Genomic DNA, 26,453 nt, shown 5'->3' with positions numbered 1-26,453 from the left:
GGCCGTTGCCCGACGAATCCGCCGCAACGCTGCCGCTCGACTCGTCGAAGTTGTACCGGACAACCAGCGACGGGAACGGGTCGATTTGGATTTCCGTCACCGTCACATGGGCTTTCGTCGTCAAGCTCGTACCGACGACGATCCCGTTCGCGACGAACGCGTTCCCCGGCGTCGAATACAAGGCCGGATCTACGGCATCCCACGCCACCGCTACTTCGATCGTCGTCCCGTCTTTCAATTCAGCTCGGACCGTTGCCGGCAGCTTCGGAGCCTTCCCGGCCGGAGTCGTCACCTGCGGTTCTTCGACGGATTGAATGTCATCCGCCGGCGGCGCGACGAGCGCGCCGATTTCCGCCGCGGATAAAGCTCTGCTATAGATCCGGAAATCGTCGACTAGCCCATTTAAATAAGGATCGGTGAACTGGGATTTTCCGATGTAGTTGTTCATCGTCTTGCCCAAGCTCGACGGTTTTAAGGTCATTTCGTCATTCCTGCCGACTTCAATTCCGTCTACGTATAGAATGCCGGTAGATCCGGAAATCGTGACGGCGACATGCTTCCACACCCCGACCGGAAGCGCTGGCCCGTTGATCATTTGCTCTGCTCCCGGCGCGTTGCCGTTCGTGGAAATGGCGAACCGCATCGAGTTTCCGGCTTTCGGCGTCAGGAACATATACGTGCTCGTGCCGCTGCCGAAATCGAAAATCCGCACGTAATCGTTCAGGCTGTTCGCCTTGACCCACGCGGCGATCGTCACTTCATCCGCGCGGTTGGCGATTCCGGAAGGAAGCTTGATATAGGCGTTGTTGCCGTTCAGGCTAACGGCATTACCCTTCTTGCCCGCCGTCCAGGCTGCCGTTCCGTATACCGTCCCGTCGTTGCCGCTTCCGGAAGAATCCGCCGCGGTCGCGCCAGCATCTTCATCGAATGCATATCGGACAAGCAGTTCCGGCAAAGGCGGCGCAGGAGCGACCGTCACCGTTACCGTATCTTCTGCCGTCAATTCGGAATCGTTCGCCGTCAGCTTAAAGACGTACGTTCCCGGCGCCGATAGGCTGACCGTCGTGCTCAGCGAATCGGGAGAATCGATTGCCGCAGTCGCTCCTTCCGGCTTGCTTACCACGCTCCAGACCGTCGACAGCGTCCCGGCCGGCAGATCGTCGTCGCTAGCCGAACCGTACAAGACGAAGCCGTCCGGCAGCGTAACGTTCGTATCTGCTCCCGCATCGACGACCGGAGCTTGGTTCGGATCCGGAGTGCCTTCCGTAAGCTCGACGGTGTAGGCTTCCGCCGTGCCGGCATCTACCGTCAATTCCGCCGTCGGGCGATAGGCATTAAACTTTCCTTTGCTCACTCCGTTAACGGTTACGTTATACGTCGCTTTCTTAAGACCGGTGAACTTGATTTTCATCTGATGAGCTTTACCCGGCGTCAAGCTCTTCATTTCAAGATGCACGTAGTTTTTATTTTTCGAGATGACGGCAGACATATATTGATCTCTTGAAAGCTCCAAACCCAGTTTCTCCGTAATGAGATTGAGTCGCTTGAATACGCCGTCGAGCGGCGTGATCTCGTAATTGGAACCGTTCAAGGTTACTTCTGCGCCATATCCGACCAACCCGAAGAGAGGGTCTACGGCGATATCGGCGCTAAGAATTTTGATCGCGCCGAACAACCCTAGATCGGCTTCCCCCGTCATCCCCCTCCAGCCGTTGAAGAGCGGTCCTCCGTCCAGTCCAAGCGCGCCGAAGTTCCCTTTCTCCGCCTGATACGTCCACGATGCGGCTCCGATATTATTCGGGTCCGAGCTGATCTGCCCGGAGTTGATCGAGCCGATATTGGCGATCTTGGCCGCGTAGGACAGACGTTGTTCCACCTCCGCGTTGGCCGAGCGGTTGCGGATCCAATCGTCCATCGCATAACCCGCCAGCGAGGTCGTGTACTGGAAGTTCCACCAGTTCTCCCCGGTAATCGTCACGGGATCCGCGTAATAATACCATACGGGCATGTGGCCGCGCGACGCTCTCGTTTTGGCGTTGATTTTGCCCATCATCGTCGCGTTACCATTCATTTTCGCGAGCGTGTAGACGGCCTCTTCACCCGTATTATCGTAGCTGTATTCGGAGCCGTACGGATACTTCGTGTTTTTGAAGTTATCGTATTTCTTCGACATCTTCGCGATGACGTCGTTCGCCTCCGTGATATATCCTTCGTCTTTTAATGCCTGGATGATATCGGGAGTCGTCAGCTCGCCCATCAATCCGGTATTCCAGTTGTATGAGACCGGTCCGTCATATAGCGCTTTTAAGATGTTATAGGCTCGTAGCAAATAGATATTCGGTTCGTGAATGTAGTCGACCAATTCCGGATACAGCTTGGCAATCTTATACATGCTGAAATAAGTATTGTAAATGTGCGGGTACGCATACCCGCGGTAAAGCGGAGTCGTATTCGGCTGCGGCATCAAGAAATCGGGAACCAGGTAATCCTCGTGATGCCCGATCATTAGCTGATTCCAGATGGCCGTCTCCAAGTATCGGTCAACGGCTGTCACTTCGCTGCCGACGGGCGACAACGCGTTTTTCTCTGCCAAAAATTGACCGTGCGTCAGCCCCCAATCGTCTCCCCAACCCCAATAGCCGGCGAAGCTGTTCCGCTTGCGATCGGTTCCGGACTTTTGCATCATCCAGTCGTCGAACACTTGATCCCGGATGTCTCCGGGAAGCTGATATTGCGTCTTCTCCACCATAAAAGTCGCATGTCTCTGCAGAGCTTGATCGATCGGTTCGATCGCGTAAAATTGCAGAACGGCCTTCTCCCCGTTGCCGTATTCGACGGTTATATCGTTTTGTCCGAGCCGGCTAATCGTAAGCTCGTACAAATGATGATCGCCCGGTTTGCTGCCTAAGCTGACGATCGTCGTTTCGCCTGGGTATTGCGCAGTGACGGATTGAATAGCTTTCGTCGTATGCAGATCAAATTTCGCCTTCTGGTTAGTCGGGACAATCATCCCCGGCACGACCGTCACGTCGAGAAGGCCTTCTTCGTACAGCTTCTCCTTCATTGCGTTCTCGTCCGCAACCTTAAAGAACTTGAAGGCGTACGTTTTGCTTGCGCCCGGCGCCAAATTCAGGCTCGTATTGGGAAGATAGCCTTTATTCGTGCTCTTGATCGCGTTGGAATGGATATAGAAGACATTAAGCCCTTCCGGCCACCCGCCGTTAATGGCTTCATTGTCGGACCAGACGCTGCCGGGATGCTCCTCCTTTTTCCACCGGTCCTGATATTCGAATCCTGCCCCCGTCGATGCATCCGGAGCGAGCAGAAGGTAGGGGCCAACGCCGCTTGGCCTTTGCGCGGTTATATACGAACTGTTATTTCCGACATAGGAGTGAGTTACGACTCTCGTTTCGTAGATGGCGTCCCCGCCGTTCCAGAATTCGTTGAAGGGCAGAGGAAGTCCGAAATCCCCGATTTCAAGCGGCTGACTGCTCGTATTCGTAACTCCGATCTCCCATTTCACCGCATCGTCTAATAAGGAATAGGTTTCAACAACCTTGAAGTTTCGGATGCCTTCCGGATTTGAAGCGTTTTCATAAGTGACCGTAACCGAATTCTCGTTCTTGTCAATCGATCTCGCGTCCGCGGATTTGTTGGTCCATGCCTTCGTCCATCCGCCATCGCCGAGCTTGTACGTAAACATAAGCTCTCCCAGCCACTGGTGATCAACCGAATTCTGCGTCGGCATGTTGGCCTGATTCATCACGTATTCGGTCGGGACTGTATCGCCTTTGAGTTTAATAGAGCTGATTTCTCCGTGTAAGCCCGTTTGGATCTCGAACTCCGAATTCGATAAGGTTTCCGCGGACGCAGGCGTTGGGCGAACGATGAGGAATAGGGCTGCCGCGATCGGCAGCGCCATAGCTAATCCCCACCGGCTAAGCGTAGAAGATCGATTCCTTGAATACTCCGTTAGTGCCATCTTCTTATCCTCCTTGTCCATCATTTCACTGCCCGATACATCGTTCAACCTCTGTTGCAATGCCTTGCCTTCTTCCTTATCAAATGCCCAGCCATTCATCTAAACGTTTAGATTTTGGGGCAAAGGTTCAATCTAAACGCGAATGACAAGCTGCCCACTTGATAAGTATTTATCGTTATTGCGTTTTGCTGATTCGGTTATATCATAGCTATTCCGCTTCCTGCAATCGCTTTAATTGTATAATAATGTTAAATTAGGACTATTCTTGTCGACATGCGACCAAATAGAACTTTGCAACCGAAGGCCGCCGAGTTCATGCCGTTAAGATCAGACGAGATGCCGGCATGTTCCGTCATTATCGACAGCAACGGAAGCGGCTAGTTTCATAGTAACGGCCACTTCGCTGAAATTAGTTGCTCTTTCTGCACGGAGATAAAATCGTGAAACCAAATCGTGAAAAATAAAAACCCGGGAACGTAAAGTCCCCGGATTCCTCTTGCCGCCGTTCTTATGCTGAGCCTAATAACGCGTCACTAGCCGCCGCTCTTAACGTCGAACCGAATATCGCGCCGTCAGCCGATCTTTAGCCGAAAATCGCGTCGATAACCGGTTTAGTATGCCCGCCCGGATAACACAGGTAGAGCAGCACGTACACCGTTACGCCGGTAATGACGGTCGCGAACCAGATGAGCGCCGTCGTCTTGCCCCACTTGCGGTGCTTGGCGAACTTCTTGCGGTAAGCGAGCGTCAGCGTCGTAATGCCGAACACCGCGGCGACCGTCGCCAGAACGATGTGGAAGAGCAGGAAGACGAGATAGACGTCCTTGAGGCTTTCGGGACCGTTGAACGTCGTGTTGCCGATGAAGATCGTCCGCGACACGTAGATAATGAAGAACAGCGTTGCCGCGATCGCCGCCGCGACCATCACTTTCTCGTGCGCTTCGCGTTTCTTCTTGATAATCAGCGACCAACCGATCGCGACCAGGATTCCGCTAATTAAGATAAAGCTCGTGCTGATTAACGGAAAAATATCATACCACGACATGTCTCTTCACCCGTTCCATCGACATAACTGCTCGAATGCTTTTCCCCTATTGTACCCGTCCCGCCGCCATTGTTCAAACGTTCCGGCAAGCCGTCACAGATTGTTCAATCTGGCAGCCGCGACCGGATCGGTGACGTTATCGTCTTCTTTGGCCCGTTCCCTGCGATACCACTGCATGAACACCGTGTACAAAGCCGCCGCGTTCACGAATTCTTGAACGAGCTTCATGACGATTCCGCCGAGCTGTTGGTCGTCCTTGCCGCTCATCAGGTTAAAGAACGCCGGACCTTGGTACTTGCTGAGCAGCACGGACGGGTCCCCCGCCATGCAATAGCCCATCGCTTTCGCCCATACTTGCGGATCGTTGTATACGCCGAACAAAGGCTCTCCCGCGAAAATAATCATGGCGCACGCGGGCGTCAGCAGCAATCCGCTCATGAACACGTAACCAAGCGTCAGCAGATGCGACATTCTTCTCCACTCCGGAATCGGGCAATACACGTGCCACCACATCATGACCGCCGAAGCGAACAACAGAACGTAGTACAACCGGTGAATCGTAAAATGGGTCATGATCCAGTCGTGGTTGTTCGGCATGTGATAGAACGAGAACAAGAGCGTGAACAACGCCAAGCTGATGATCGGATTCATGAACAGTCTGAACGCTCGGTGCCGCCAGAACGGCGCCTTGAACATCGCGCGCCATAACCAGTCCGGGATGCCGTAAATCAGAATCGGCGGCACGAGAATGTACGCGATCGCCATGTTCGTCATGTGGAACGTGAACATCAGATGACCCAGCAGGCTAAGAGGCCCGCCTTCGGCCAAATAAATCAGCACGATCGACAAGTAAAAAGCAGCCTGACGGGAAACCGACACGGGCTTGCTCCCGGCGAACCGATGTCTCCAAGGACCGACCACGAACGAATACAGCACGATAATGGCCATCATGAAGATCATGAACGCCGGACTCCATATGTCACGGAAGGAGAAATACTCCAAACCCCACATTCCCGTCAGCTCCCTTCGATCAGTCGTTTACATTTAAAAAAGAGAGGACGGATTGTGGCCCGCCTCTCTTGAATTGAACGTTATTCGTTTACCACCAAACCCAGTAAAGCGCCATGATCACCATCGTGAAGACGACGAACGCGCCCGCCAAGATCCCGATAATCGGGAACAAGTGCCCGCGATCTTTCATGTGCATCCAGAAAGCCATCTGAATGAACACTTGAAGGACCGCCATGCCGACCAGAATGATGTACGTGAACGTTTGGTTGATCTCGCCCGCGGAAACGGCCGCGAAAGCGATGATCGTAAGGGCCAGCGACAGGACGAAACCGACGATATGCTTCTGCGGTCCCTCGATCCGGTGGCGCTTCGGGGCTTCTTCGGACGCGGAATGGTTATGGTTGCTCGACATGTTACCCAGCCACCTTTCCCATCAAGTAAACAACGGTGAAGATGAATACCCAGACGACGTCGATAAAGTGCCAGTAAATGGCCGAAATATAGACTTTCGGCGCGGTGACGACGGTCAAGCCTTTTTTGAAAATTTGACCGATGACGAGAGCGATCCAGATAACACCGAACGCGACGTGGGCTCCGTGGAAACCGACGAGCGTGTAGAACGAGGAGCTGAACGCGCTTGTCGTGAATCCGTGGCCTTCGTGAACGTATTCCTTGAACTCGTAAATTTCGAGACCCAGGAAGCATAAGCCTAGGACGATCGTGACGATGAGCCAGCCGATCATCGATTTCTTCTGATGACGGTGCAACGATTGAACCGCGAATACGCTCGTCAAGCTCGAAGTAAGCAAGATCATCGTAGCCGCGAATACGGTCGGCAATTGGAACAATTCGTTAGCCGTCGGCCCGTCGCCGATATTGTGGCGAAGCGCCAGGAACGCGGAGAACAGCGTTCCGAACAATACGGTTTCGGCGCCGAGGAAAATCCAGAACCCGAGAATTTTGTTGCGCGCCTCGAGCGTCGCTTTCTCCGGTTCGTGCGGCAGCTCGCCGCTTACGTGATCGTGTGCGCTCATGCGTGCACCCCCTTCTCTTGCTCTTCCGGTTCGATATGGAAGCCATGATCGTCAAAGAGGGAGCGGATCACCATGCAGCCGAGCGTAATCGCCAAACCGACTCCGCCGACGATCAGCTTGTCGTACATAAATCCGTAACCCGCGATGAACAATCCGATGCTCATAATGAGCGGCAGAATCGACGGAGACGGCATGTGGATCGATCCGATCGGTTCCGCAGGCGTCATCTTCGTATTTCCTTCCATCTTTTCCTTCCACCAGGCATCGTAACCGCGTACGAGAGGCGTTTGTTGGAAGTTGTACTCCGGCGGAGGCGATGGAATCGTCCATTCGAGCGAGCGTCCGTCTTCCCATGCGTCGGCCGCCGCGTTGCGCGGTTTCGACCACGTGATGAAGATGTTAAGCAGGAACGCGATCGTACCGATGCCCATCAAGAAAGCGCCGATCGTGCTGATGAAGTTCATGTTATTGAAGCCTTGGCCGTCCAGGTACGTGTATACCCGACGCGGCATCCCCAGCAAGCCGAGGAAATGTTGCACGAAGAACGTCATATGGAAACCGATGAAGAACGTCCAGAACGTAATTTTCCCGATTGTTTCGTTCAGCATCCGTCCGAACATTTTCGGCCACCAGTAGTGCAAGCCTGCGAAAATACCGAAGATCAAGCCGCCTACGATAACGTAGTGGAAGTGGGCAACGACGAAGTAGCTATCGTGATACTGGAAGTCCGCCGGCGCGGATGCCAGCATAACGCCGGTAACGCCGCCCATAACGAACGTCGGGATAAAGCCGATCGCGAACAAGCTGGATGTCGTGAAACGGATCGAACCGCCCCACAGCGTGAACAGCCAGTTAAAGATTTTCACCCCGGTCGGAACCGCGATGAGCATCGTTGCGATGGAGAACAAACCGTTCGCTACCGGACCGAGGCCCGTCGTGAACATGTGGTGAGCCCATACCATGAACCCGAGGAAAGCGATCAGTACGGTCGCGAATACCATTGAGCTGTAACCGAACAAGCGCTTGCGGGAGAACGTGCTGACGACTTCGGAGATAACGCCGAACGCCGGTACGATCAGGATATAAACTTCGGGGTGACCGAACACCCAGAAAATGTGTTCCCAGAGCACGCCGCTGCCGCCGTTGCCGACTTCGAAGAAATTCGCGTCGAACAGGCGGTCGAACATCAGGGCGACGAGGCCTACCGTAAGTACGGGGAATGCGAATACGATCAGAGCGGACGTAATGAAGATCGACCACGTGAACATCGGCAGTCTCATGAAGCTGAGACCCGGCGCGCGCATGTTGATGATCGTCGCCATAAAATTGATGCCCCCGAGCAACGTGCCGATACCGGCGATCTGCAAGCCGATGACGTAATAATCGACGCCGTGGCCGGAGTTAAAGGTCGGTCCCGCCAGCGGAACGTATGACGTCCAGCCCGCGTCCGGCACCTCGCCCGCGAACCAGCTCAGGTTCAGCAGAACGCCGCCGAAGAAGAAAGTCCAGAATCCCAAAGCGTTAAGGAACGGGAACGCGACGTCGCGCGCGCCGATCTGAAGCGGTATGACCGCGTTCATCAGGGCGAACAAGAGCGGCATCGCCGCGAGGAAGATCATCGTCGTCCCGTGCATCGTAAGCAATTCGTTGAACGTATTGCCGGAAACGACGTCATTCATCGGCTTCATAAGCTGAATCCGAATCAGGATCGCTTCCAGGCCGCCGATCAGGAAGAAGAACAAGCCCGCAATCATATACAGAATGCCGATCTTCTTATGGTCGACGGTCGTTAGCCAATCCATCAAGCCGCGATACCGCTTGACTGTGTGTGCATGTGCTGCCAAGGCCACGTACCTCCCTTAATCAATAATCGAGCTTATATTCTGCCAAGTATTTGGCGATGGCGCTAACTTGCTCCGGCGTCAGATCGTTGTCCTGCGCCGAAGGCATCATCGCTCCGGATTTGTATTTCTGCGGATCGGTTACCCAATCGTGAAGGTTCTTCTCCACGCTTGCGCCCGGATCGTCGTTGTACAGCACGCCGCCCACCGTCAAGCGGCTTCCGATGCCGGTCAAGTTAGGCGCGCTGTTGCCGCCGTTCTCGCCGACCGCGTGGCAGCTCAAGCATTGGGCTGTGAATTTGTCAGCCAGGTCTTTGTCCGCCGGCATAACGGCAGGAGCCTTCATCGCCGCTACCCAACGGTCGAAGGAAGCTTGGCTAACCGCTTTGGCTTTAAAATCCATCAAAGCATGGGAAGGTCCGCACAGTTCCGCGCACTTCCCGCGGAACACGCCTTCCTTAGGGAACTCTAAATACATTTTGTTCGTTACGCCCGGGTTCGTGTCGATCTTTCCGCCGATCGAAGGGATCCAGAAGCTGTGCTTCACGTCCGCCGCGACGAGCTCGAAGGCGATCTTCTTGCCCGTAGGCACGATCAGTTCCTGAGCGGTCTTGATTCCGTAAGTCGGATATTCGAACTCCCACCAGTATTGGTGAGCCGTTACTTTGACTTGTACGGCGTTGGTGTCCTTGCTGTAATCTTTGGCGAAGCTGAAGACGTCCTGAATCGTCGGAACGCCCAGGATCAGGAGCAGGACAAGCGGAATGACTGTCCAAATAATTTCGAGCGTGTGATTGCCTTCGACTTGCTTCGGAATCGTTTTGTCGCCCTTGCGGCGACGGAAGCGAATCAGCACGTAGATACAGATGGCGAACACGATGACGACCACGAGCGCCATAATGCCAATGGACAGCTTCATTAGATCGAATTGTTTCTCAGCTACCGGTCCTTGCGGATTCAGAGTTGAGAGGTCTTCCCTTCCGCATCCCGACAGCAGCAGCACGAGACCTGCCATCAGCGGTAGCAGCCGTTTCATTACAGACCACCGATTCATCATATCAACCCCAATTTGACGTTTTCATAGACGCCTTTCCGCCCATCGGCCGGAGGCGCCTATATGTACACGGATGTTGGACCAAGCAACAAACGCTCTTCAAGCACTCTAATAAATATAAAGATTCGATCGCCCAATTGTCAATGTTCACGAAACAGTTCACAAATTGTTCTCAAAACTGTCAAATACGTTGTCGCTCTAGGGTTTTCGAACATTTCGCCCTCTCTTCCGACGCCTTGCCCCGGGCAATCGCAACCGAACGCTCCGCGCCTTCGTTCGACAACCTTCGCCTAAATTGTCCTCCCCCCTTCTTTTTGCCAAGATGACCGAGTTTTATGTGCGGAGCGGCGCGCATACTTTTTCAACGGCTGTCCAAGCTAACCTTATCGTCAAATTCAAGGAGGTCGTACGATGTCCGCCCGACGCATTCTCGCACTTATCGGAACCGCCGCGCTCTTCCTCGGCCTGTTCGCGGGCTGCAACTACAAGTCCTTTTACCAAAAAAGCAATTACGACTACGCCAGCCGCGGCGGCAACGATCCGAAAATGATGGGTGTTCGCTCCTATGGCGCGACGACCGGCGATTCGAAGCAGCACGAGAATAAGTACTTCGAATACAGCAGCTCGCTGTCCAATAAAGTCGCCGATCTGCCGGGCGTCAACACCGCGATCGTCTTCTTGACCGACAAGAACGCGTATGTCGGCATCCTGACGGATTGGACGGCGACCGGTACGGAAGCGAGAGGCGGCCATCGTTCCCACGAGCAGGACAACACGGGAACGACCGAAGGCGTATACAATGTGAGCAACGGCAGCTCCAAGTGGAGCAACCGACAAGTCGCGACGCCTTACAACTCGTACTTCAGCCACAAGGATTACATGGACTTGTCCACCGAATTGCGGCAAGTCATCGGCAACGCGGTGAGAAGCGCTTTTCCGCGTGCCCAAGAAGTACACATCTCCGCGAACCGGGAATATGTCAACCAGTCGCTCGAATTCGCCAAGGCGGCATGGCTGAAGAAGCCGCTCGCCCCGCTGACCGCGGACTTCAATACGCTCGTCCAATTTACTTTCGGAGGTAGCGACAATCCTCCGATTCCGCTTTACATGAAGAAGAATCCGCAAGCAAAAACGCCTCCGGCGTCCCTTGGACGCTGAAGAAGCTTTGCGGAGGTTATTCAGAAATGGATATGCGTGAAACTTATACCTTCTGAATAAGGAAAACCGTCAGGGAAGTTCGCCCTGACGGTCCTTTTGGGTTTGGAGGATACTTATATCCACGCTATCGCTCCCGAACTTTCCTCCAGCGCCCTTCCTTACTCCCTCCCCGTCGCGCCAACCTGCATGGACTACAGTTTGTTTTTACCGTTTTCTCTTTTTCGCCCAACAACCTGCACCTACTACAGTTTAAATATCGAAATTTGCTCGTTTTCGCGATTTTCTTGGAATCAAACTGCACCCCATGCAGTTTGATCCGCTCGATGCAGCCCATTATCGGAAACAAACTGTACTTTTGCAGGTCGATGGAAGTACGTTAGGACCTGCGCGCACAACGCTTCCCCTCTACTCGCACAACCATATCGTAACCCCGACTCGCTCACCGCACCGATCCCAACAAGCAAACACGCCTTCGGCATCCTTGGACAGTGAAGTAGTTTAGCGGAGGTTATTCAGAAATAGATATTCGAAGGGCTATCTTCCATTACGGGAGATAGCCCTATCGGCGTTTGCCGGTCTCATAACGTCAATATGCGAGGACCTTCCGCCGTAACGGCGACCGTGTGCTCGAACTGGGCGGCAAGCCCGCCTTCCAGCGTCATGACCGACCATCCGTCCTCCGCGATAAAGACGTCCGGGTCGCCGATCGTCAACATCGGTTCGATCGTCAGCACCATGCCTTCCTTGAGCGTCAATCCGGTACCCGCCAGCCCGACGTGCGACACTTCGGGAGGCTCGTGCATCGCTCTTCCGATGCCGTGTCCTCCGAACTGGCTTACGATGCCGTACGCTCCCTCGTCCGCCGCGGCGCCGATCGCCGCCGCGATATCGCCGATCCGCTTGCCGGGCATCGCTTCGACGATACCTCGGCTCATCGCCTTGAATGCGGCCGCGCGGAGCTTCTTCGCTTCCTCCGACGCTTCGCCTACCGCGTACGTCCACGCCGTATCCGCCATCCAGCCGTTCCATTCCACGACGAAGTCGAGCGTGACCAGATCGCCCTCCTTCAGCGCGCGTCCGTCGGGCATGCCGTGGCACACGCAATCGTTCACGGCGGCGCAGATCGCGTAAGGGTAACCGTGGTAACCCTTCTGCGCGGGCTTCGCCCCCTTGAGCTTCATGAACTGTTCCGCATATCGGTTCAATTCGAGCGGCGTGACGCCCGGCCTAACCCTTCTGCCCAACTCCCGTCGAAGCTGTCCGGCCAGCTTGCCCGTCCGTTCCATCGCCGCGATGTCCTCGCCGCTGCGAATCGGGACGCCGGCGGCCGGTTTCCTGCCGTTATCTCCGCTCTTGCCCGTCATGGCTGCACCTCCGTCTCGTTCCTTCATTATTATTCGGGAACGAGCAAAAACGCCTCCGGCTTTCTTAAAGCCGGGAAGCTTTGCGTAGGGATCAGATGAGTATAAGAGTTCTTAAATTTATACTTTCTGATCCTTCGGTGCGAGACGCGCATTCGGCGCAAACAAAAAAGCCGACGGACAAGCGGGGAACGCCCGCTGTCCGGATCGGCTCGATTCCCGCTTCGTTCATGAAGCGGGAGTATTTAATTTATTCATTTCGCGTTCGACGAGCATCGTGAGCTCGTCTTCGTAACCACCGGTAATTCTGTATTTGCGGATGTAATCTCTTACGAACTTGCGGGGATCCTTCGGGCGGAAAATTCTAGTCAGTTCTCGCAAACTTTCCTGAACTTCATTGTGGCTGCGTTTGGCCATGCAATTCCCTCCCAGTGGATCCTTCGACTTCGGGTTCTGCATTTAGCTTCGATGTTCCACCGCGACTTACCGTTAAGGAAAACGATCCTGCATTTTCTGATTATACCATTTTTCGACTGGAGGATAAAGTAAAAAACATTAGGCATTCGTTCCCTAGCGCCAACGTCCGCGCCTAGGACTACCGTCAGTCCTTCACCTCGAAAGTCTGCGATTGGTCCGATAGCGCGAAGCGTTCCCCGGAGCGAAGCTCGACCTTCGCGCCGGGCTTCAGCCGTTCCCCGTTGTCGAGGAACGTCCCGTTGGAAGAACCGTTGTCCTCCAACAGGAAAATCCCCCTCGCATCGTCATACCGGACGGTACAATGCACGCGGCTGATGTCCGCGAATTCGTAAGGATACAACACGGCGCAGCGCGCCGGGTCCCGCCCGATCGTCAGCCTTCTTCCCGTCAGCCGGTAGCGGCTTCCGGCGTGCTCGCCGGCGACGCCGCAAAGCCTGGGCTCGTCGACCTCGGCCGCTTCCGCCGGCCCGGTCTGCTCCAACAAGCGGGTAACCGGAATCGTATAATCGGTTATCGGTTCTTCGTACTCCGGGTTCGGGGCCGTCTCTTCGTCCGTCCACTCCTCGAAGTCGATCCCGTCGTCTTCGTCCGGGTCCGAATCCGGATCGCGCTCCGCCCGGGATTGGGAAGAGAAGGCTTGCATCCCCTTGTCCCTCGCCGTCATCTGAAGGAAAGCGATTACCGCTCCAACGGCGATGGCGATGCCTACGGCGAGCGCCGCCAAGAGCGGCAACGTGCCGACTTTGACCGTCGCCGGCGAATCCATGCGCCCCGCCGCGAACGCTTCTTCGGGAACGGCCGCCCATACGGCCAGCCCGATCGTCGCGATTGCGGTGCCTGCGGCGACCTTGCTTCCCTTGACTCGATCCCCCCTGTCGCGATATTGTCCTAACCGCTTATTCACCTTTCTCGCCTCCCCCCGCCATGAAAGCATTACCTATCTATCGGCATGTAAACGCTTACGTTATTATCTAGAAAAGAAACCCAATTTTCGAGAACATGGGTTTATTATAGCGAATATGCCGAGTCCTATCAATTCGGAGATCCCATTTTTTAGTTAATCTTAATGTTCCCTTCCTCCCGTTCCGCCAGTTCTTCCTTCAGCTTCCTTCGCATCACTTTGCCGATCAGCGACATCGGCAGGCTCGTTCTGAATTCGTAAGCCTTCGGCACTTTGTAGGGCGCGAGCCTTTCCCGGCACCACTTGTCGAGCTGCATCTCCGACACCTGCCAGCCGACCTTCAGCACGATGTAGGCTTTCACCGTCTCTCCCCGGTATTCGTCGGGCACCCCCAGCACGGATGCTTCCTGGATTGCCGGATGCTCGAATAGGATTTCCTCGACCTCTCTCGGATAGACGTTATAGCCTCCGGCGAGAATCAGATCTTTTTTTCGGTCCATGATCGTAAAAAAACCGTCCTCGTCCATCGTGCCGATATCTCCCGTTCGAAGCCATCCGTCCTTCAGCGCGTCCGCGGTTTCCTCCGGCCGGTTCCAATACCCCGCCATCACCTGGGGACCTTTCACGACGACCTCCCCGAGTTCTCCGAACGGCAAAGGATCGAGCCCGCTTTCCCCCACGATTCTGGCTTCCGTTCCCGGCAAAGGCACGCCTATCGTTCCGAACTTGCGATACCCCCACACCGGGTTGCAATGCGTGACCGGAGACGCCTCCGTCAAGCCGTAGCCTTCGATCAACCGTCCTCCCGACTGTTGCTCGAACTTCTCTTGCAAGTCCCGCGGCAACGGCGCCGCTCCGCTGACGCATACGCGCACCGACGCGAAATCGTCGGGCTTCGCGAGCGGGCTGTTGAGCAAGGCGATATACATCGTCGGAGCCCCCGGAAAGACGGTAGGCCTTCTTCTGCGCAGCGATTCGAGCACCGCGCGGGGCTCGAATCGCGGAACGAGAATCAACGAGCCCGCTTTCTTGACCGCCAGATTCATGAGAACCGTCAATCCGAACACGTGAAATAAAGGCAGAGCTGCCAGATACCTTTCTTTGCCGTCCTCCAACCTGTAACACCAAGCCGCCAATTGAGCCGTATTCGCGAGTAGGTTCGCGTGGGTCAACATGACGCCTTTGGGATTGCCCGTCGTCCCTCCCGTATATTGCAGCATCGCGACATCCTTCTCGGCGTCCGCCTCCTCGCAGATCGGGGCGCTCTTTCCCTTCCGGAGCAGACGGGACCAGCGCACGACGCCGGCCGCGCGGTAATCGACCTTCAGGTCCGGATAATCTTTGCGTCTCTTGATCGGGTAAAGCGCGTTCTTCGGAAAAGGAAGCCCGTCGGACAGCGACGTGACGACGATACGCCCGAGTGCCGTCCCTTCCTTCGCCTTCAGCGCCCGGGACTGAAGCAGATCGAGCGTGACGAGCGTCGTCGCCCCGCAATCGGCCAATTGGGCATGCAGCTCCCGCTCGGTATAGATCGGGTTCGTCTGAACGATGATCGCTCCCGCCATCAGCCCGCCGAAGTAGGCGATGACCGCTTGGGGGCAATTCGGCAGCATGATCGCGAGACGATCCCCCTTGGCGAAGCCGGGGCCGGACCGGAGGGCGTTCGCGAACTTGCGGCATTCCCGAAGAAGCGCTTTGTACGTATACCTTTTCCCGAGGAAATCGATCGCCTCGTTATCGGGATAATCGCGCGCCGCGTCGAACAGAAGCCCGGCGACGTTCGTCTTCGGATATTCGCAAGAATGAGGAATCTGCAACGGATAGCGATCAAGCCAAGGCCTGGCTTCGGATCGTCCGAACGCCTCGCCCTTTCCGCCGGAATCTTCGTTCATGCCTCTCCCTCCCTAGATGCCGACGTAGCTCTCCGCGGCGATCACCTTCGCGGCTACCCGCTTGCGCGGGGCCGAGCCGTCCGCCGGTTCGAATCTGAGCAGCCGCTTCAGCACCGACAGCTGAAGCCGCAAGCTTTCTCCTTTTTCGAGCGAGGCGAGCACCGCGCGGGAGCGCGTTCCCGCCCTCTCCGCCGCTTGCTCGGCGAACAGCGCGGTCATGTCCGCGGCGTGCTGAAGATTCGGCGACGACGGCGTTTGGATCGCCAGCTTGCGCGTCCGGAGCAACGCGCTCTCCAGCGCGTACAAGTCGATCATCGCGTCCGCGAGGGAGGCGACGATCTCTTGCTCCCGTTCCAAGCGCAGCCCGTGCTTATTCACCGCGAGTCCGCCGACCATCAGGAACGTTTTCTTGAGCGCCGACAAGATCGCGGAAGACGGGGCGGTCGGACTCGGATCTTGGGATTCCCGAGACGATAGCGGCGCGGGATTCAGCAGCTCTTCCTGCAGCCGCCGGGCTTTATCGATGAGCGGAAGCTCGCCTTTCAGCGCGCGCTTGAGCAGCGTCGCGGGAATGAGCAGCCGATTGATCTCGTTCGTTCCTTCGAAAATGCGATTGATGCGGGAATCCCGGTACAATCTTTCGATTTTGTATTCTTGGATGAAGCCGCAGCCTCCGTGAATTTGCACCCCTTCGTCGACGACGTCGTCCATCGCCTCCGAAGCGAACACTTTGTTGATCGAGCATTCCAGCGCGTATTCCGCGATCGCCTTGGCCGCGTTCAGTCCGCCGGCCTCTAGGTCCGAATCGACCCCCGACAGCGATTCGTCGATGAGTCCCGCCGTCCGGTACACCATGCTCTCCGTCACGTACGTCCTTGTATTCATGTCCGCAAGCTTCGCGGCGATCAGAGGGAACGACGAGATCGGCTTGCCGAATTGCTTCCTTCCGTTCGCGTAGGAAGCGGACAGCCCGATCGCTTCCTTCATGCCTCCCAAGCAACCCGCGGCCAACTTGAACCGGCCGATGTTCAGTATGTTGAACGCGATCAGGTGGCCTTTGCCTACTTCTCCCAGCAGATGATCCGCGGGAATGCGCGCGTCTTCGAAGAACAGAGGGCGGGTAGACGAGCCCTTGATGCCCATCTTATGTTCCTCCGGTCCGATCGAGAAGCCCGGCGTATCGCGTTCGACGACGAACGCGCTGAAGTGCTCGCCGTTCACCTTCGCGTACACGATAAATACGTCGGCGAAGCCGGCGTTCGTGATGTACAGCTTCGAACCGTTCAGCATGTAGTGCCCGCCGTCGTCGGTCAAGACGGCCGTCGTTCGCGCGCCGAGCGCGTCGGAGCCGGAACCCGGTTCCGTCAAGCAATACGCGGCGATCAGCTCGCCCGTCGCGAGCTTCGGCAACCATCGGCTCTTCTGCTCCGGCGTGCCGAAGAACACGATCGGCAGCGTGCCGATGCCCGTGTGCGCGCCGACGGACAGCGCGAACGACGACGCCGGGGCGAGCGTCTCGGCGAGCAGCGTCGTGCTCGTCTTGTCGAGCCCGAGGCCGCCGTAAGCTTCCGGCACGTCGGCGCCCAGCAGGCCGATCTCGCCGGCCTTCCTCATGAACTGCACAGTCAAGCCGTAATCGAGCTTCTCGATGTCGGCGTCCCGCGGCTTCAGGTCGCGCTCCACGAACGCGCGCACCGTATCCGCCAACATCCGCTGCTCCTCCGTGAAATCTTCCGGCGTCACGACATGCTCCGGCTCCGCGTCGTCGACGACGAATCTGCCGCCTCCCCGCGCGGGATTGTTTTGCGCCATCGTGCGCCACCTCCTTTCTTCGAATAACTTCCTGCTCGGAGCCTTGCTAGAGCGCCCGTTAGTCGATTTTTTCGAGTAGCTGCCTGCTCGGAGACCTAATAGAGCGCCCGTTAGTCGATTTTTTCGAGTAACTTCCTGCTCGGAGCCTTGCTAGAGCGTCCGTTAGTCGATTTTTCGAGTAACTACCTGCTCTGAGACCTGCTGGAGCGCCCATTAGTCGATTTTTTCGAGTAACTTCCTGCTCGGAACACCGCTAGAGCGCCCGTTAGTCGATTTTTTCGAGTAACTTCCTGCTCGGAGCCTTACTTAAGTCCCCGTTAGTCGATTTATTCGAGTAACTCCCTGCTTGGAGCCCTGCTAGAGGCGACTACAGCACCTCGAAAACACCTGCCGCGCCCATGCCGCCGCCGACGCACATCGTGACGACGCCGTATCCGCCGCCGAGCCTTCTCAGCTCGTGCAGCAACGTGACGGCAAGCTTCGCGCCGGTACAGCCGAGAGGATGACCGAGGGCGATCGCCCCTCCGTTGACGTTAACGAGCTCGGGATCGAGCTCAAACCGGTCGATGACCGGAATGACCTGCGCCGCGAAAGCTTCGTTCACTTCCCAGAGCGACACTTGCTCGGTCGTCAGCTTCGCTTGCCGCAAGGCTAGAGGGACCGCCTCGACCGGCCCGAGCCCCATGATCTCCGGCTGAAGCCCCGCGGCCGCGAACGAACGGAAAGCCGCGAGCGGCGCGATACCCAAGCTGTCCGCCTTCTCCCGGCTCATGAGGACGAGCGCGGCGGCCCCGTCGCTGAACGGGGACGAATTTCCGGCGGTCACGGTACCCTTCGCCGCGAACGACGGCTTCAACGCCGATAACTTCTCGAACGAAGTGTCCGCGCGAACGCACTCGTCGGCGACAACCGTCATCGTCCGCGAACGTACGACTCCCGTCGCTTCGTCCGCGAACGAAGCCGTTACGGTCACAGGCGCGATCTCCTCTTCGAAACGGCCGGCGGCGACGGCTTGCGCCGCTTTGCGATGGCTGTCGGCCGCGTAGCGATCCTGCATCTCGCGGGTGACGCCGCATCGCTTGGCGACGAGCTCCGCCGTATGGCCCATGCCCATATAAGCGGCCGGCATCGTCTCCCATAACCCGGGATGCGGAGACGGCTTAAAGCCGGACATCGGAATCCGGCTCATGCTCTCCACGCCCCCGGCGACGACCGTGTCCGCGAACCCGCATTGGATCGCGGCCGCCGCCTGCGCGATCGCCTGCAAGCCCGACGCGCAAAACCGATTGACGGTAACGGCCGGCACTTGGACCGGAAAGCCCGCATGCAGCGTCAGCAAACGGGCAACGTTCAAGCCTTGTTCTCCTTCCGGCATGGCGCAACCGAAGACAACGTCGTCGACGCCGGCAGGATGTAATCCAGGCACGCGGCGCACGGCTTCCTTAAGCACGGCCGCGCCGAGATCTTCCGGCCTCGTCTGGGCGAAGCCGCCCTTCTTGCCCCGTCCGACCGCCGTACGCACCGCCGAGACGATGACGGCTTCTCTGCCCGACATGTTCATCCCCCCTTCGTGGTTCGCAACAACCGACACGGCATTTCGACACTCACATCACGCGTACTCCACATTGCTGTATTACCGCAGGATTCGTGCATCGTCCCTCAATCGTGCATCGTCCGCCTATCCCTTCCCCAAATTCCTGCAAATGTGCAGGAATCACGCTCCATTCAACTAACCTTTCCCTTTCGCAACGAAACCACCGCCCGGCGAGTGCTCCTCGACACATCGCATAACCGACAAGTTCGGGACACCGACCCGCATGCCGCCCCGCGAAAGCTCCTCAACTCGACTCAACGCTAGCTCCTCAACTCGGCTCAAAGCCGACAGGCCGGCAGCCCCACCACCCGCATCCGAACGCCACTTGCCGGGCTAATTCCGAAGAGGCTTCCCGGTCGCTAGCATGTGCCGCATGCGCGCTTGCGTGAGCGGCTCGCCGCATAAACTCAGGAACGCTTCCCGCTCGAGATCGAGAAGATGGCGATCGGTCACCGGCGTCCCCGCCGGCACGTCGCCCCCGGACAACGCGTCCGCCAGCTTGCCTGCGAACCGGACGTCGTGATCCGAAATATAGCCGCCCCGGCGCATCGCCGAGACGCCGAGCTTCATAACCGTCGCCGCCTCGCGGCCGCCGGCAATAATCCGTCGGTTCGCTTCCGGCACCGCGTACCCGCGGCGGTCCAGCTCCAGCACCGCTTGCTTCGCCTCCGCCAAACGGCTCTCTTCCCGTATCAATACCGCGTCGCCCGCGCGCCAGAACCCGAGCGCCTTCGCCTGGTAGCCGCTTTCCGACACTTTCGCCATCGCGATCGTCTCGAACAGCTTCGCGAGCGGAACCGCGACGTCGTCGAGTCCGGCCGCCTCCGCCCGCTCCTGCGCGAGCGCGGCCGAAGCCATGCAACCGCCGCCCGCCGGGATCAAGCCGACGCCCGTCTCGACGAGTCCGAAATACGTTTCGGCCGAGAACAAAATCCGATCGGCCGGCAAGCAAGCCTCCACGCCTCCCCCGAGCGTCATCCGGTGCGGCGCGGCGACGACCGGCCGCGGCATCAACCGAAGCGCCCGCATGCTGTCTTGAAAATCCCGGATGATCAGATCGATCTCTTCCCATTCTCCGTTCTCCGCTTCGAGCAACAGCAGCATCAAGTTCGCGCCGACGCAGAAATTGCGTCCCTCGTTCGCGAGCACGAGCCCCCGCCAATTCAAGCCCACCTCCCGGACGGCTTGGCGGATGGCGGCCAGCACGCCTGGCCCGATCGCGTTGTTCGGGGAGCGAAACTCCAAGCATGCCACGTCGTCGCCCAGATCGATCAGATTCGCCCCGTCGCCGGCGAACACCGTCCGGCCCTTCTCCTTCAAAGCGCGCAAAGAAATTTCGTCCGGCCTTTCCTCCACGAACTTGTAATGGCCTTGCGAATAATGGAACATGCTCCCGGCTTTGCGAATATAGAAAGTCTCCGAATTCTTCGCCAGCATCGCCGCGACGGGCCCGGGAACCGCGCGTCCCCGTTCCTCGAGCCGGGCCGCCGTAGCCGCGACGCCAAGGGAATCCCATGTCTCGAACGGCCCTTCCTCCCAATTGAAGCCCCATCTCATCGCTTCGTCGATCTCGATGACCGTGTCGGCGATCTCGCCTAATTTGTCCGCGGCATAACAGATCGCCGCTTCGACGACGTCTCGCGCGAACGCGGCCAAACGGTCGCTCTCCGAAGCTTCCAATAACGTCCTAAGCTTGCCCGCGGAGCCTTTCGCCATCTTTGCCGCCTCAATAGCGGGAGAAGCGACTTTCGCGCGCGGACCGTACGCCATCGTCGCCGGGTCAAGCGTCTCGATCGCGCTTTTCCCGCCGCCCGCCGAACCGCTCTTCCGGTAAAAGCCGCCTCCGCTCTTCTCTCCGAGCCACCCCTTCGCGACAAGCCTTTCGACGACCGGCGGGTCGGCGAACGCGGCCGCTTCCACCGGGTCGCTCACGTTCTCCCGGACGTTCCGGCACACGTGCAGGAACGTGTCGAGGCCGACCAGATCGAGCGTCCGGAACGTCGCGCTTTTCGGTCGCCCGAGCAGCGGCCCGGTCACCGCGTCGACTTCGTCGACCGTCAAGCCGTGCTTCTCCATCGCCCGGAGCGTCGCGAGCATCGCGAACGTCCCGATCCGGTTGGCTATGAAATTCGGGGTGTCCTTCGCGAGAACGACCCCTTTGCCGAGCCGCTCCTTGCAGAACCTCGACATCTGCGCGACCGCTTCCGGAGCCGTCTCCCGGGCCGGCACGATTTCCAGCAGCTTCATGTACCGCGGCGGATTGAAGAAGTGCGTTACCATCGCGCTCTTCCGGCAGTCCTCGCCGCAGACCGACACGATCTCGTTGATTGAGAGGCCCGACGTATTGCTGCTGACGATCATCCCCTCTCGCCAGACGGCATCGATGCGTTTCCATACGGCATGCTTGACTTCGAGACGCTCCGATACCGCCTCGACGATCCAGTCGCAATCCGACGCCTCGGCGAAGTCGCGCTCCAGATCGCCCGTCCGGATGCGCGTTATAAAAGCCGGATCGTACAAAGGCGACGGCTTCGTCATCTTCAGCCTTGACAACCCTTTGGCCGCGAGTCCTTCCAGATCGAGCAGCAAGCAAGGTATGCCGGCGTTCGCCAGATGCGCGGCAATCGCCGCTCCCATCACCCCCGCCCCGATCACCGCCGCTTTCCGAACGTTCCACACGCCGCCTCGCCCCTCTCGAAAGCTTTATTTTTGCGACAGCTTATCGCCCGACTCCCTCGGCTCTCCGAACACCGACAGCGCCAGCAGCTCCGCCACGTCCATCGCGCCCGCCCATTCGTCCGCCTCGTGCTTGCGCAATCCCTCCTCCATCATCGTCAAGCAATACGGGCAAGCGGAGCCGATCAACTGAGCCCCGGTCGCCAGCGCCTGCGCCGTACGGACTTCGTTCACCCTTTTGCCGGGCTCCTCCATCCACATTCTGCCGCCGCCCGCCCCGCAGCACATGCCTTGCTTGCCGGATCGCTCCATCTCCCGCGTCTCCAACGACGGAATCGCGGCCAGAATCGTCCGGGGAGCCTCGGTCACCCCGTTGTAGCGGGCCAAGTAACACGAGTCGTGGAACGTCAACGTCCGGTTGACCGGATGCCGGGACGCGAGCAGCCCTTTCTTCAGCAAGTCCGAGAGAAGCTCCGCATGATGGCGGACTTCCCCTTCGAAACCGAAATCCTTGTACTCGTTCTTGAACAGGTGAAACGTATGAGGGCAAGCGGTCACGATTCTCGTGATGCCGTGGCGCTTGAACGTCTCGATATTGGCCTTGCATAGCTCCTGAAAAAGAAACTCGTCTCCGAGCCGCCGCGGCGTATCTCCGGAATTGCGCTCCTCCGCGCCGAGCACGGCGAACGACACCCCGGCCTGCCGCAGCAGCTTCACCAACGCGAACGTCACTTTCCTCGCCCGGGCGTCGTAAGCGCCCATGCTGCCGACCCACAAGAGCCAATCCGGCCGCGGCTCGTCGCGAAGCGTCGGGATGCGCCACCCCATCTCGGCGGCGAAGGCCTCCATCCAAGCGGTACGGTCTTTGCGCGGGAACCCCCACGGATTGCCTTGGCGGTCGATATTTTGCAGCGTTCTCCGGGCTTCGGACGGCATCCTCCCTTCGGTGAGCACCAAATAGCGGCGCATCTCTAGCAAAGGCGATAATTGCGCGTTGCCTACCGGACACCGTTCTTCGCAAGCTCTGCATGTCGTGCACGACCAAAGCTCTTGTTCGGTGACCACCTCCCCGATCAGGCTTGGCTTCGTCTCGCCGGCCCGCCAGTTTTCCGTCTGCCACGTCATCGTCGAGCGGATGTCCGCGCCTCCGGACGTCGCGATAGGCCGGTCGATCGCGGGCCGGAACGATTTGTTATGGCCTTGCAGGGCGTCGCGAAGCTTCGTCATTAGATGCATCGGAGACAGCCCTTTATCCGTATTGGCGGCGGGGCAGACGTCGGTGCATCTGCCGCATTCGACGCAGGCGAACAAGTCCAGCCTTGTTTTGCGGGCGAGGTCGCCGAGCTCGCTTGCGCCGAACTTCTCCGCCGTGTCGTCTTCGAGGTTGAGGGGCTCCATCTTGGGAGCGTCCGCCGGACGAAGAAGCCAATTGATAGGCGCGGTGAAAATATGAAAATGTTTCGAAAGAGGCACGTAGACGAGAAAACCGAGCAACAGCAGCAGGTGTGCCCACCACGAGATTTCGTAGCCCGCGTCGGCGCCGCTAGCCGGAAGGACTGCGGCAAGCGCGGACGAGAGCGGCGCGAAGACGGAGGCTTCGGCGCGTTGTTGAAGCCTCTCGAAGGCTAACGTCGCGACGACCGAAACCATGAGCGCCGCGATCCAGAGGAGCACGAGCAACGGCTTCGGGCCGCGCGGCAACCGGGGGATTCGCTCGCCGTAACGGCGATATCCGGCGTACGCGACAGCGAGCAGCACGAGCGCGACCGTCGCTTCCTGCGTTAAAGAGAACGTTGCGTTGTCCGCCCAGGAGGGCGTCGTTCCGCTCATCCCTTTCCATAGAATTTGAAGCGCTCCCAGTTGGAGCATGAGAAAACCGTAAAACAAAACGAGATGCATCAACCCGCTTCGCCGGTCCAAGAGCAGCCGGCGATGCCCGAACGATTGCGCGACCGTTTGCCGAACCCGCTTCCATTCCAGCTTCATCCTTCCGTCCGACGGTCCCGCCAGGATCAGCTTCGCTTTGCCCAAGACGATCCAACCGAAGACGCCGAACCCGCACAGGATGACGAACGCGGCCAGCCACCCCCTCATCGGCCGTCACCCCTTTTCCCCGCGCCACCCCTCGGGACGAACCGCGATCTTCTGAACGCCATAGATGGCTCATACGATGAAAGTAAGACGATGAAATGGTTGGTCATCAGCTATCGCCGCTCGTTCGGCGATAGTCCGATGAGTCGTGATACACAAAATTTATTCGTCGGCCAACCTCTCATATGCCCACATCGGCAAAAAAGGACACGTTCGGTAGCGATCCGTATGGCGGAGACGGAGGCGCTTACAGGGCGGGCGAGTGGTTGGAGCGTGAACGGGGAGGGCGTAGCAGGGCGAGTGGTGGGGCTATTGGTGGGATTGGGAGAGAATGTGGACGGTCAGCAAGTTAAGCGGTTTGGAACATTAACTCGGTGTCGTCGGCCGCACTCGGGTGGGAGTTAGTTGGTTGAAGCCGATCTAGTCTCATGAGAGGAGATGATTTCCTTGCAAATCGCGGTGCTGATCAAGTCGGTCGTCGCTACGGACGAACCGGTATACGTGCGGGACGGCGTTATCGAGGACACCGGCGCGAAAAGAGTCATCAATCCTTACGACGAATACGGTTTGGAGGAAGCGTTGCGCTGGAAGGAAGCCGGAGGCGGCACGGTCGTCGCGATCGCTGCCGGGGGAGACCGGACCGTCGAGGCGCTGCGGACGGCGCTCGCGATGGGAGCCGACGAAGCGGTGTGGATTCGCGTCGACGACGAGGCGGCGGATGAGCACTCCTACGCGACGCTCCTCGTCGAGGCCATCCGCCGGGAAGCGTACGATATCGCGTTCGCCGGCCACTTGTCCGTCGACAACGGAGCCGGTCAAGTGGCGATCCGGGTGGCCGAGTTGCTCGGATGGCCACACGCGGGCGCCGTCGTCGCTTGCCAAGCGGTCGACGGGGGAAGACTCCTCGTCACCCGCGACGCGGAAGGCGACAGCGAAGATTGGGAGCTGCCGCTGCCCGCGGTCGTCACCGCGCAGCAGGGGCTTAACGAGCCGCGGTACCCGGCGCTGGCCGGCATCATGAAAGCAAAACGTAAACCTCTGACAGAGCTGTCGCCGGAAGACTTGGGCGTGTCGCTCGGAGGGGCATCCGCCCTCCCGGGCCAAGACGGCGCACCGCGAACCGAGAGACTCCGGGTAGACGCGCCGGCGGCTCGGCCGCCCGGCCGCAAGCTCGCGGGCTCGGCGGGAGAGCAAGCGGCGGAACTGCTGCGGTTGCTGCGGGATGAAGCGCAAGCGCTGAGTAGTGGTTAAGAGCGCAGGGGTGGAGCGATTCGAGTACTGGACTTGCGTCGATCTACGACTGAAACAGGAGCACATCCACCCAATTTCGAGCCACTAACGAGATAGATGCGGCGAGTAGGCTGAAGAGTCGAAAGATTGCAAGCCATCATCGAGATAGATGAGGAGAAACGCTTAAGAAATGATGAGATTGCGAGCGAGGAGGCGAACGATATGAGCGAAGCGTCGAACCAACACGTCGTCATCGCGGAATGCCGGGACGGTCAGCTGCGGCGAGTATCGCTGGAGGCGATTGCCGCGGCAAGGGGGTGCATGGCGGACGGCGACCGTCTCGCCGTCGTGCTGCTCGGCCCGGGCGGCGCGGAGTCGGACGCCGCCGCCGGGCTGCTGGCGCGAAGCGGCCCGGACGAGGTGATCGTCGTCGATCACCCCGTCTTGGGGCGCTATGCGCCGGATACGCACCTCGCCGCCGCTCTGGAGGCGGCGAGAGCGTTGACGCCCGAGGCGCGGCGGTGGTGGCTCGGCCACACCGCTATCGGGCGCGACCTTGCCCCGCGGCTCGCTGCGCGGCTCGGGGCGGGGCAGATCTCCGATGCGATCGGCGCCGCCCGCGGCGGCGACGGACGCATCGGGTTCGCGCGCGCGCTGCACGCGGGCAAAGCGCTCGAGCGGCGCGCTTTCCTGAACAACGGGCCGGCCGTCGTCACGGTCCGCCCGAACAATTTCGCCCCGGCGGCAGAAACCGCCGGCCCGCCCGCGCCTATCCGCCGCGTGCCGTTCGCCCCGCCTCCGTCGCGCATCTTCGTGCGCGACGTCGTCCGGCGGACTTCCGGCACGGTCGACTTGGCGGAGGCGCGGATCATCGTCGCCGGCGGACGCGGCGCGAAGAGCAGCGCCGGCTTCGCCCCGCTCGCGGAACTCGCGGCTCTGCTCGGCGGAGCGGTCGGCGCTTCGCGCGGCGCCTGCGATGCCGGGTATTGCGATTATGCCCTCCAGATCGGGCAAACCGGCAAAACCGTCACCCCCGACCTCTACATCGCCTGCGGCATCAGCGGCGCCGTCCAGCACCTCGCGGGCATGAGCCGCTCGCGCGTCATCGTCGCCATCAACAAAGACCCCGACGCGCCGATCTTCGGCGTGGCCGACTACGGCATCGTCGGCGACCTGTTCGAAGTCGTTCCGGCTCTGATCGCCGAGCTCTCGGCAACGCGCTAAAAAGGTTTGTTTACTGCAGCCGCGACAAATCCAACTAAAAATGAAAAACGCCGGGGCCTGAAGTGAAGGC

At 58.7% G+C, this 26,453-nt stretch carries 17 protein-coding genes and 1 pseudogene; 3 read left to right on the top strand and 15 right to left on the bottom strand.

What is annotated here, in order from left to right; translation table 11 throughout:
* Nucleotides 1-91 precede the first annotated feature (91 nt).
* From ACFPPD_RS15945 to coxB, 7 genes and pseudogenes are all read right to left on the bottom strand, one after another.
* A pseudogene (locus ACFPPD_RS15945) lies at nucleotides 92-3,922 on the bottom strand (DUF5695 domain-containing protein); the annotation flags it as partial.
* Between the two features lie 643 nt (nucleotides 3,923-4,565).
* A complete protein-coding gene (locus ACFPPD_RS15940; protein ID WP_209748351.1) occupies nucleotides 4,566-5,027 on the bottom strand; it encodes a DUF420 domain-containing protein in 462 nt (153 codons plus the stop codon).
* A 93-nt stretch (nucleotides 5,028-5,120) separates the two neighbouring features.
* A complete protein-coding gene (gene ctaG, locus ACFPPD_RS15935) occupies nucleotides 5,121-6,038 on the bottom strand; it encodes a cytochrome c oxidase assembly factor CtaG (protein ID WP_209748349.1) in 918 nt (305 codons plus the stop codon).
* Nucleotides 6,039-6,126: 88 nt separating this feature from the next.
* Nucleotides 6,127-6,450, bottom strand: a complete 324-nt coding sequence (locus ACFPPD_RS15930; protein WP_209748347.1) for a cytochrome C oxidase subunit IV family protein — start codon at nucleotides 6,448-6,450, stop codon at nucleotides 6,127-6,129.
* Nucleotide 6,451: 1 nt separating this feature from the next.
* On the bottom strand, nucleotides 6,452-7,072 hold the full coding sequence (locus tag ACFPPD_RS15925) for a cytochrome (ubi)quinol oxidase subunit III (protein WP_209748345.1): 621 nt from the start codon (nucleotides 7,070-7,072) through the stop codon (nucleotides 6,452-6,454).
* A complete protein-coding gene (ctaD, locus tag ACFPPD_RS15920) occupies nucleotides 7,069-8,874 on the bottom strand; it encodes a cytochrome c oxidase subunit I (RefSeq protein WP_209748509.1) in 1,806 nt (601 codons plus the stop codon). The genes ACFPPD_RS15925 and ctaD overlap by 4 nt, the downstream gene beginning before the upstream one ends.
* Nucleotides 8,875-8,935: 61 nt before the next feature.
* Nucleotides 8,936-9,970, bottom strand: coding sequence for a cytochrome c oxidase subunit II (coxB, locus tag ACFPPD_RS15915; RefSeq protein ID WP_209748343.1), 1,035 nt, complete (start codon nucleotides 9,968-9,970; stop codon nucleotides 8,936-8,938).
* Between the two features lie 408 nt (nucleotides 9,971-10,378).
* Between coxB and ACFPPD_RS15910 the strand changes: the two genes are divergently transcribed.
* The gene (locus tag ACFPPD_RS15910) at nucleotides 10,379-11,125 is read left to right on the top strand and encodes a hypothetical protein (protein ID WP_209748341.1); all 747 of its coding nucleotides are present in this window, start codon (nucleotides 10,379-10,381) and stop codon (nucleotides 11,123-11,125) included.
* A 578-nt stretch (nucleotides 11,126-11,703) separates the two neighbouring features.
* On the opposite strand, the gene map is transcribed toward ACFPPD_RS15910, so the two are convergent.
* From map to ACFPPD_RS15870, 8 genes are all read right to left on the bottom strand, one after another.
* A complete protein-coding gene (map, locus tag ACFPPD_RS15905; protein ID WP_209748338.1) occupies nucleotides 11,704-12,489 on the bottom strand; it encodes a type I methionyl aminopeptidase in 786 nt (261 codons plus the stop codon).
* Nucleotides 12,490-12,714: 225 nt separating this feature from the next.
* A complete protein-coding gene (locus tag ACFPPD_RS15900) occupies nucleotides 12,715-12,903 on the bottom strand; it encodes a hypothetical protein (RefSeq protein WP_209748337.1) in 189 nt (62 codons plus the stop codon).
* Nucleotides 12,904-13,087: 184 nt separating this feature from the next.
* Complete coding sequence (locus tag ACFPPD_RS15895) at nucleotides 13,088-13,867, bottom strand: FHA domain-containing protein (protein WP_209748335.1); 780 nt, start codon at nucleotides 13,865-13,867, stop codon at nucleotides 13,088-13,090.
* A 149-nt stretch (nucleotides 13,868-14,016) separates the two neighbouring features.
* On the bottom strand, nucleotides 14,017-15,756 hold the full coding sequence (locus tag ACFPPD_RS15890) for a long-chain-fatty-acid--CoA ligase (RefSeq protein ID WP_209748333.1): 1,740 nt from the start codon (nucleotides 15,754-15,756) through the stop codon (nucleotides 14,017-14,019).
* A 12-nt stretch (nucleotides 15,757-15,768) separates the two neighbouring features.
* The gene (locus ACFPPD_RS15885) at nucleotides 15,769-17,568 is read right to left on the bottom strand and encodes an acyl-CoA dehydrogenase family protein (protein WP_209748331.1); all 1,800 of its coding nucleotides are present in this window, start codon (nucleotides 17,566-17,568) and stop codon (nucleotides 15,769-15,771) included.
* Nucleotides 17,569-17,935: 367 nt separating this feature from the next.
* The gene (locus tag ACFPPD_RS15880; RefSeq protein WP_378082620.1) at nucleotides 17,936-19,123 is read right to left on the bottom strand and encodes a thiolase family protein; all 1,188 of its coding nucleotides are present in this window, start codon (nucleotides 19,121-19,123) and stop codon (nucleotides 17,936-17,938) included.
* A 372-nt stretch (nucleotides 19,124-19,495) separates the two neighbouring features.
* On the bottom strand, nucleotides 19,496-21,841 hold the full coding sequence (locus tag ACFPPD_RS15875; protein ID WP_378082619.1) for a 3-hydroxyacyl-CoA dehydrogenase/enoyl-CoA hydratase family protein: 2,346 nt from the start codon (nucleotides 21,839-21,841) through the stop codon (nucleotides 19,496-19,498).
* Nucleotides 21,842-21,865: 24 nt separating this feature from the next.
* A complete protein-coding gene (locus ACFPPD_RS15870; protein WP_209748326.1) occupies nucleotides 21,866-23,932 on the bottom strand; it encodes a (Fe-S)-binding protein in 2,067 nt (688 codons plus the stop codon).
* A gap of 435 nt (nucleotides 23,933-24,367) precedes the next feature.
* Here ACFPPD_RS15870 and ACFPPD_RS15865 point away from each other — a divergent pair, with 435 nt between their 5' ends.
* The gene (locus ACFPPD_RS15865) at nucleotides 24,368-25,180 is read left to right on the top strand and encodes an electron transfer flavoprotein subunit beta/FixA family protein (RefSeq protein ID WP_378082617.1); all 813 of its coding nucleotides are present in this window, start codon (nucleotides 24,368-24,370) and stop codon (nucleotides 25,178-25,180) included.
* Nucleotides 25,181-25,381: 201 nt separating this feature from the next.
* Nucleotides 25,382-26,383 (top strand): electron transfer flavoprotein subunit alpha/FixB family protein, encoded by a 1,002-nt coding sequence (locus ACFPPD_RS15860; RefSeq protein ID WP_209748505.1) that lies wholly within the window; start codon nucleotides 25,382-25,384, stop codon nucleotides 26,381-26,383.
* Nucleotides 26,384-26,453 lie beyond the last annotated feature (70 nt).

The sequence above is a fragment of the Cohnella suwonensis genome (assembly GCF_042655365.1).
GTDB lineage: Bacteria > Bacillota > Bacilli > Paenibacillales > Paenibacillaceae > Cohnella > Cohnella suwonensis.
The sequence above is the reverse complement of the archived record's forward strand: the minus strand, read 5'-3'. Positions and strand labels throughout refer to the sequence as shown.

Coding starts and splice junctions, on each gene's coding strand:
- ACFPPD_RS15940 (WP_209748351.1), bottom strand. CDS start 5,027: ATGTCGTGGTATGATATTTTTCCGTTAATCAGCACGAGCTTTATCTTA.
- ctaG (WP_209748349.1), bottom strand. CDS start 6,038: ATGTGGGGTTTGGAGTATTTCTCCTTCCGTGACATATGGAGTCCGGCG.
- ACFPPD_RS15930 (WP_209748347.1), bottom strand. CDS start 6,450: ATGTCGAGCAACCATAACCATTCCGCGTCCGAAGAAGCCCCGAAGCGC.
- ACFPPD_RS15925 (WP_209748345.1), bottom strand. CDS start 7,072: ATGAGCGCACACGATCACGTAAGCGGCGAGCTGCCGCACGAACCGGAG.
- ctaD (WP_209748509.1), bottom strand. CDS start 8,874: ATGGATTGGCTAACGACCGTCGACCATAAGAAGATCGGCATTCTGTAT.
- coxB (WP_209748343.1), bottom strand. CDS start 9,970: ATGATGAATCGGTGGTCTGTAATGAAACGGCTGCTACCGCTGATGGCA.
- ACFPPD_RS15910 (WP_209748341.1), top strand. CDS start 10,379: ATGTCCGCCCGACGCATTCTCGCACTTATCGGAACCGCCGCGCTCTTC.
- map (WP_209748338.1), bottom strand. CDS start 12,489: ATGACGGGCAAGAGCGGAGATAACGGCAGGAAACCGGCCGCCGGCGTC.
- ACFPPD_RS15900 (WP_209748337.1), bottom strand. CDS start 12,903: ATGGCCAAACGCAGCCACAATGAAGTTCAGGAAAGTTTGCGAGAACTG.
- ACFPPD_RS15890 (WP_209748333.1), bottom strand. CDS start 15,756: ATGAACGAAGATTCCGGCGGAAAGGGCGAGGCGTTCGGACGATCCGAA.
- ACFPPD_RS15885 (WP_209748331.1), bottom strand. CDS start 17,568: ATGGCGCAAAACAATCCCGCGCGGGGAGGCGGCAGATTCGTCGTCGAC.
- ACFPPD_RS15880 (WP_378082620.1), bottom strand. CDS start 19,123: ATGTCGGGCAGAGAAGCCGTCATCGTCTCGGCGGTGCGTACGGCGGTC.
- ACFPPD_RS15870 (WP_209748326.1), bottom strand. CDS start 23,932: ATGAGGGGGTGGCTGGCCGCGTTCGTCATCCTGTGCGGGTTCGGCGTC.
- ACFPPD_RS15865 (WP_378082617.1), top strand. CDS start 24,368: ATGATTTCCTTGCAAATCGCGGTGCTGATCAAGTCGGTCGTCGCTACG.
- ACFPPD_RS15860 (WP_209748505.1), top strand. CDS start 25,382: ATGAGCGAAGCGTCGAACCAACACGTCGTCATCGCGGAATGCCGGGAC.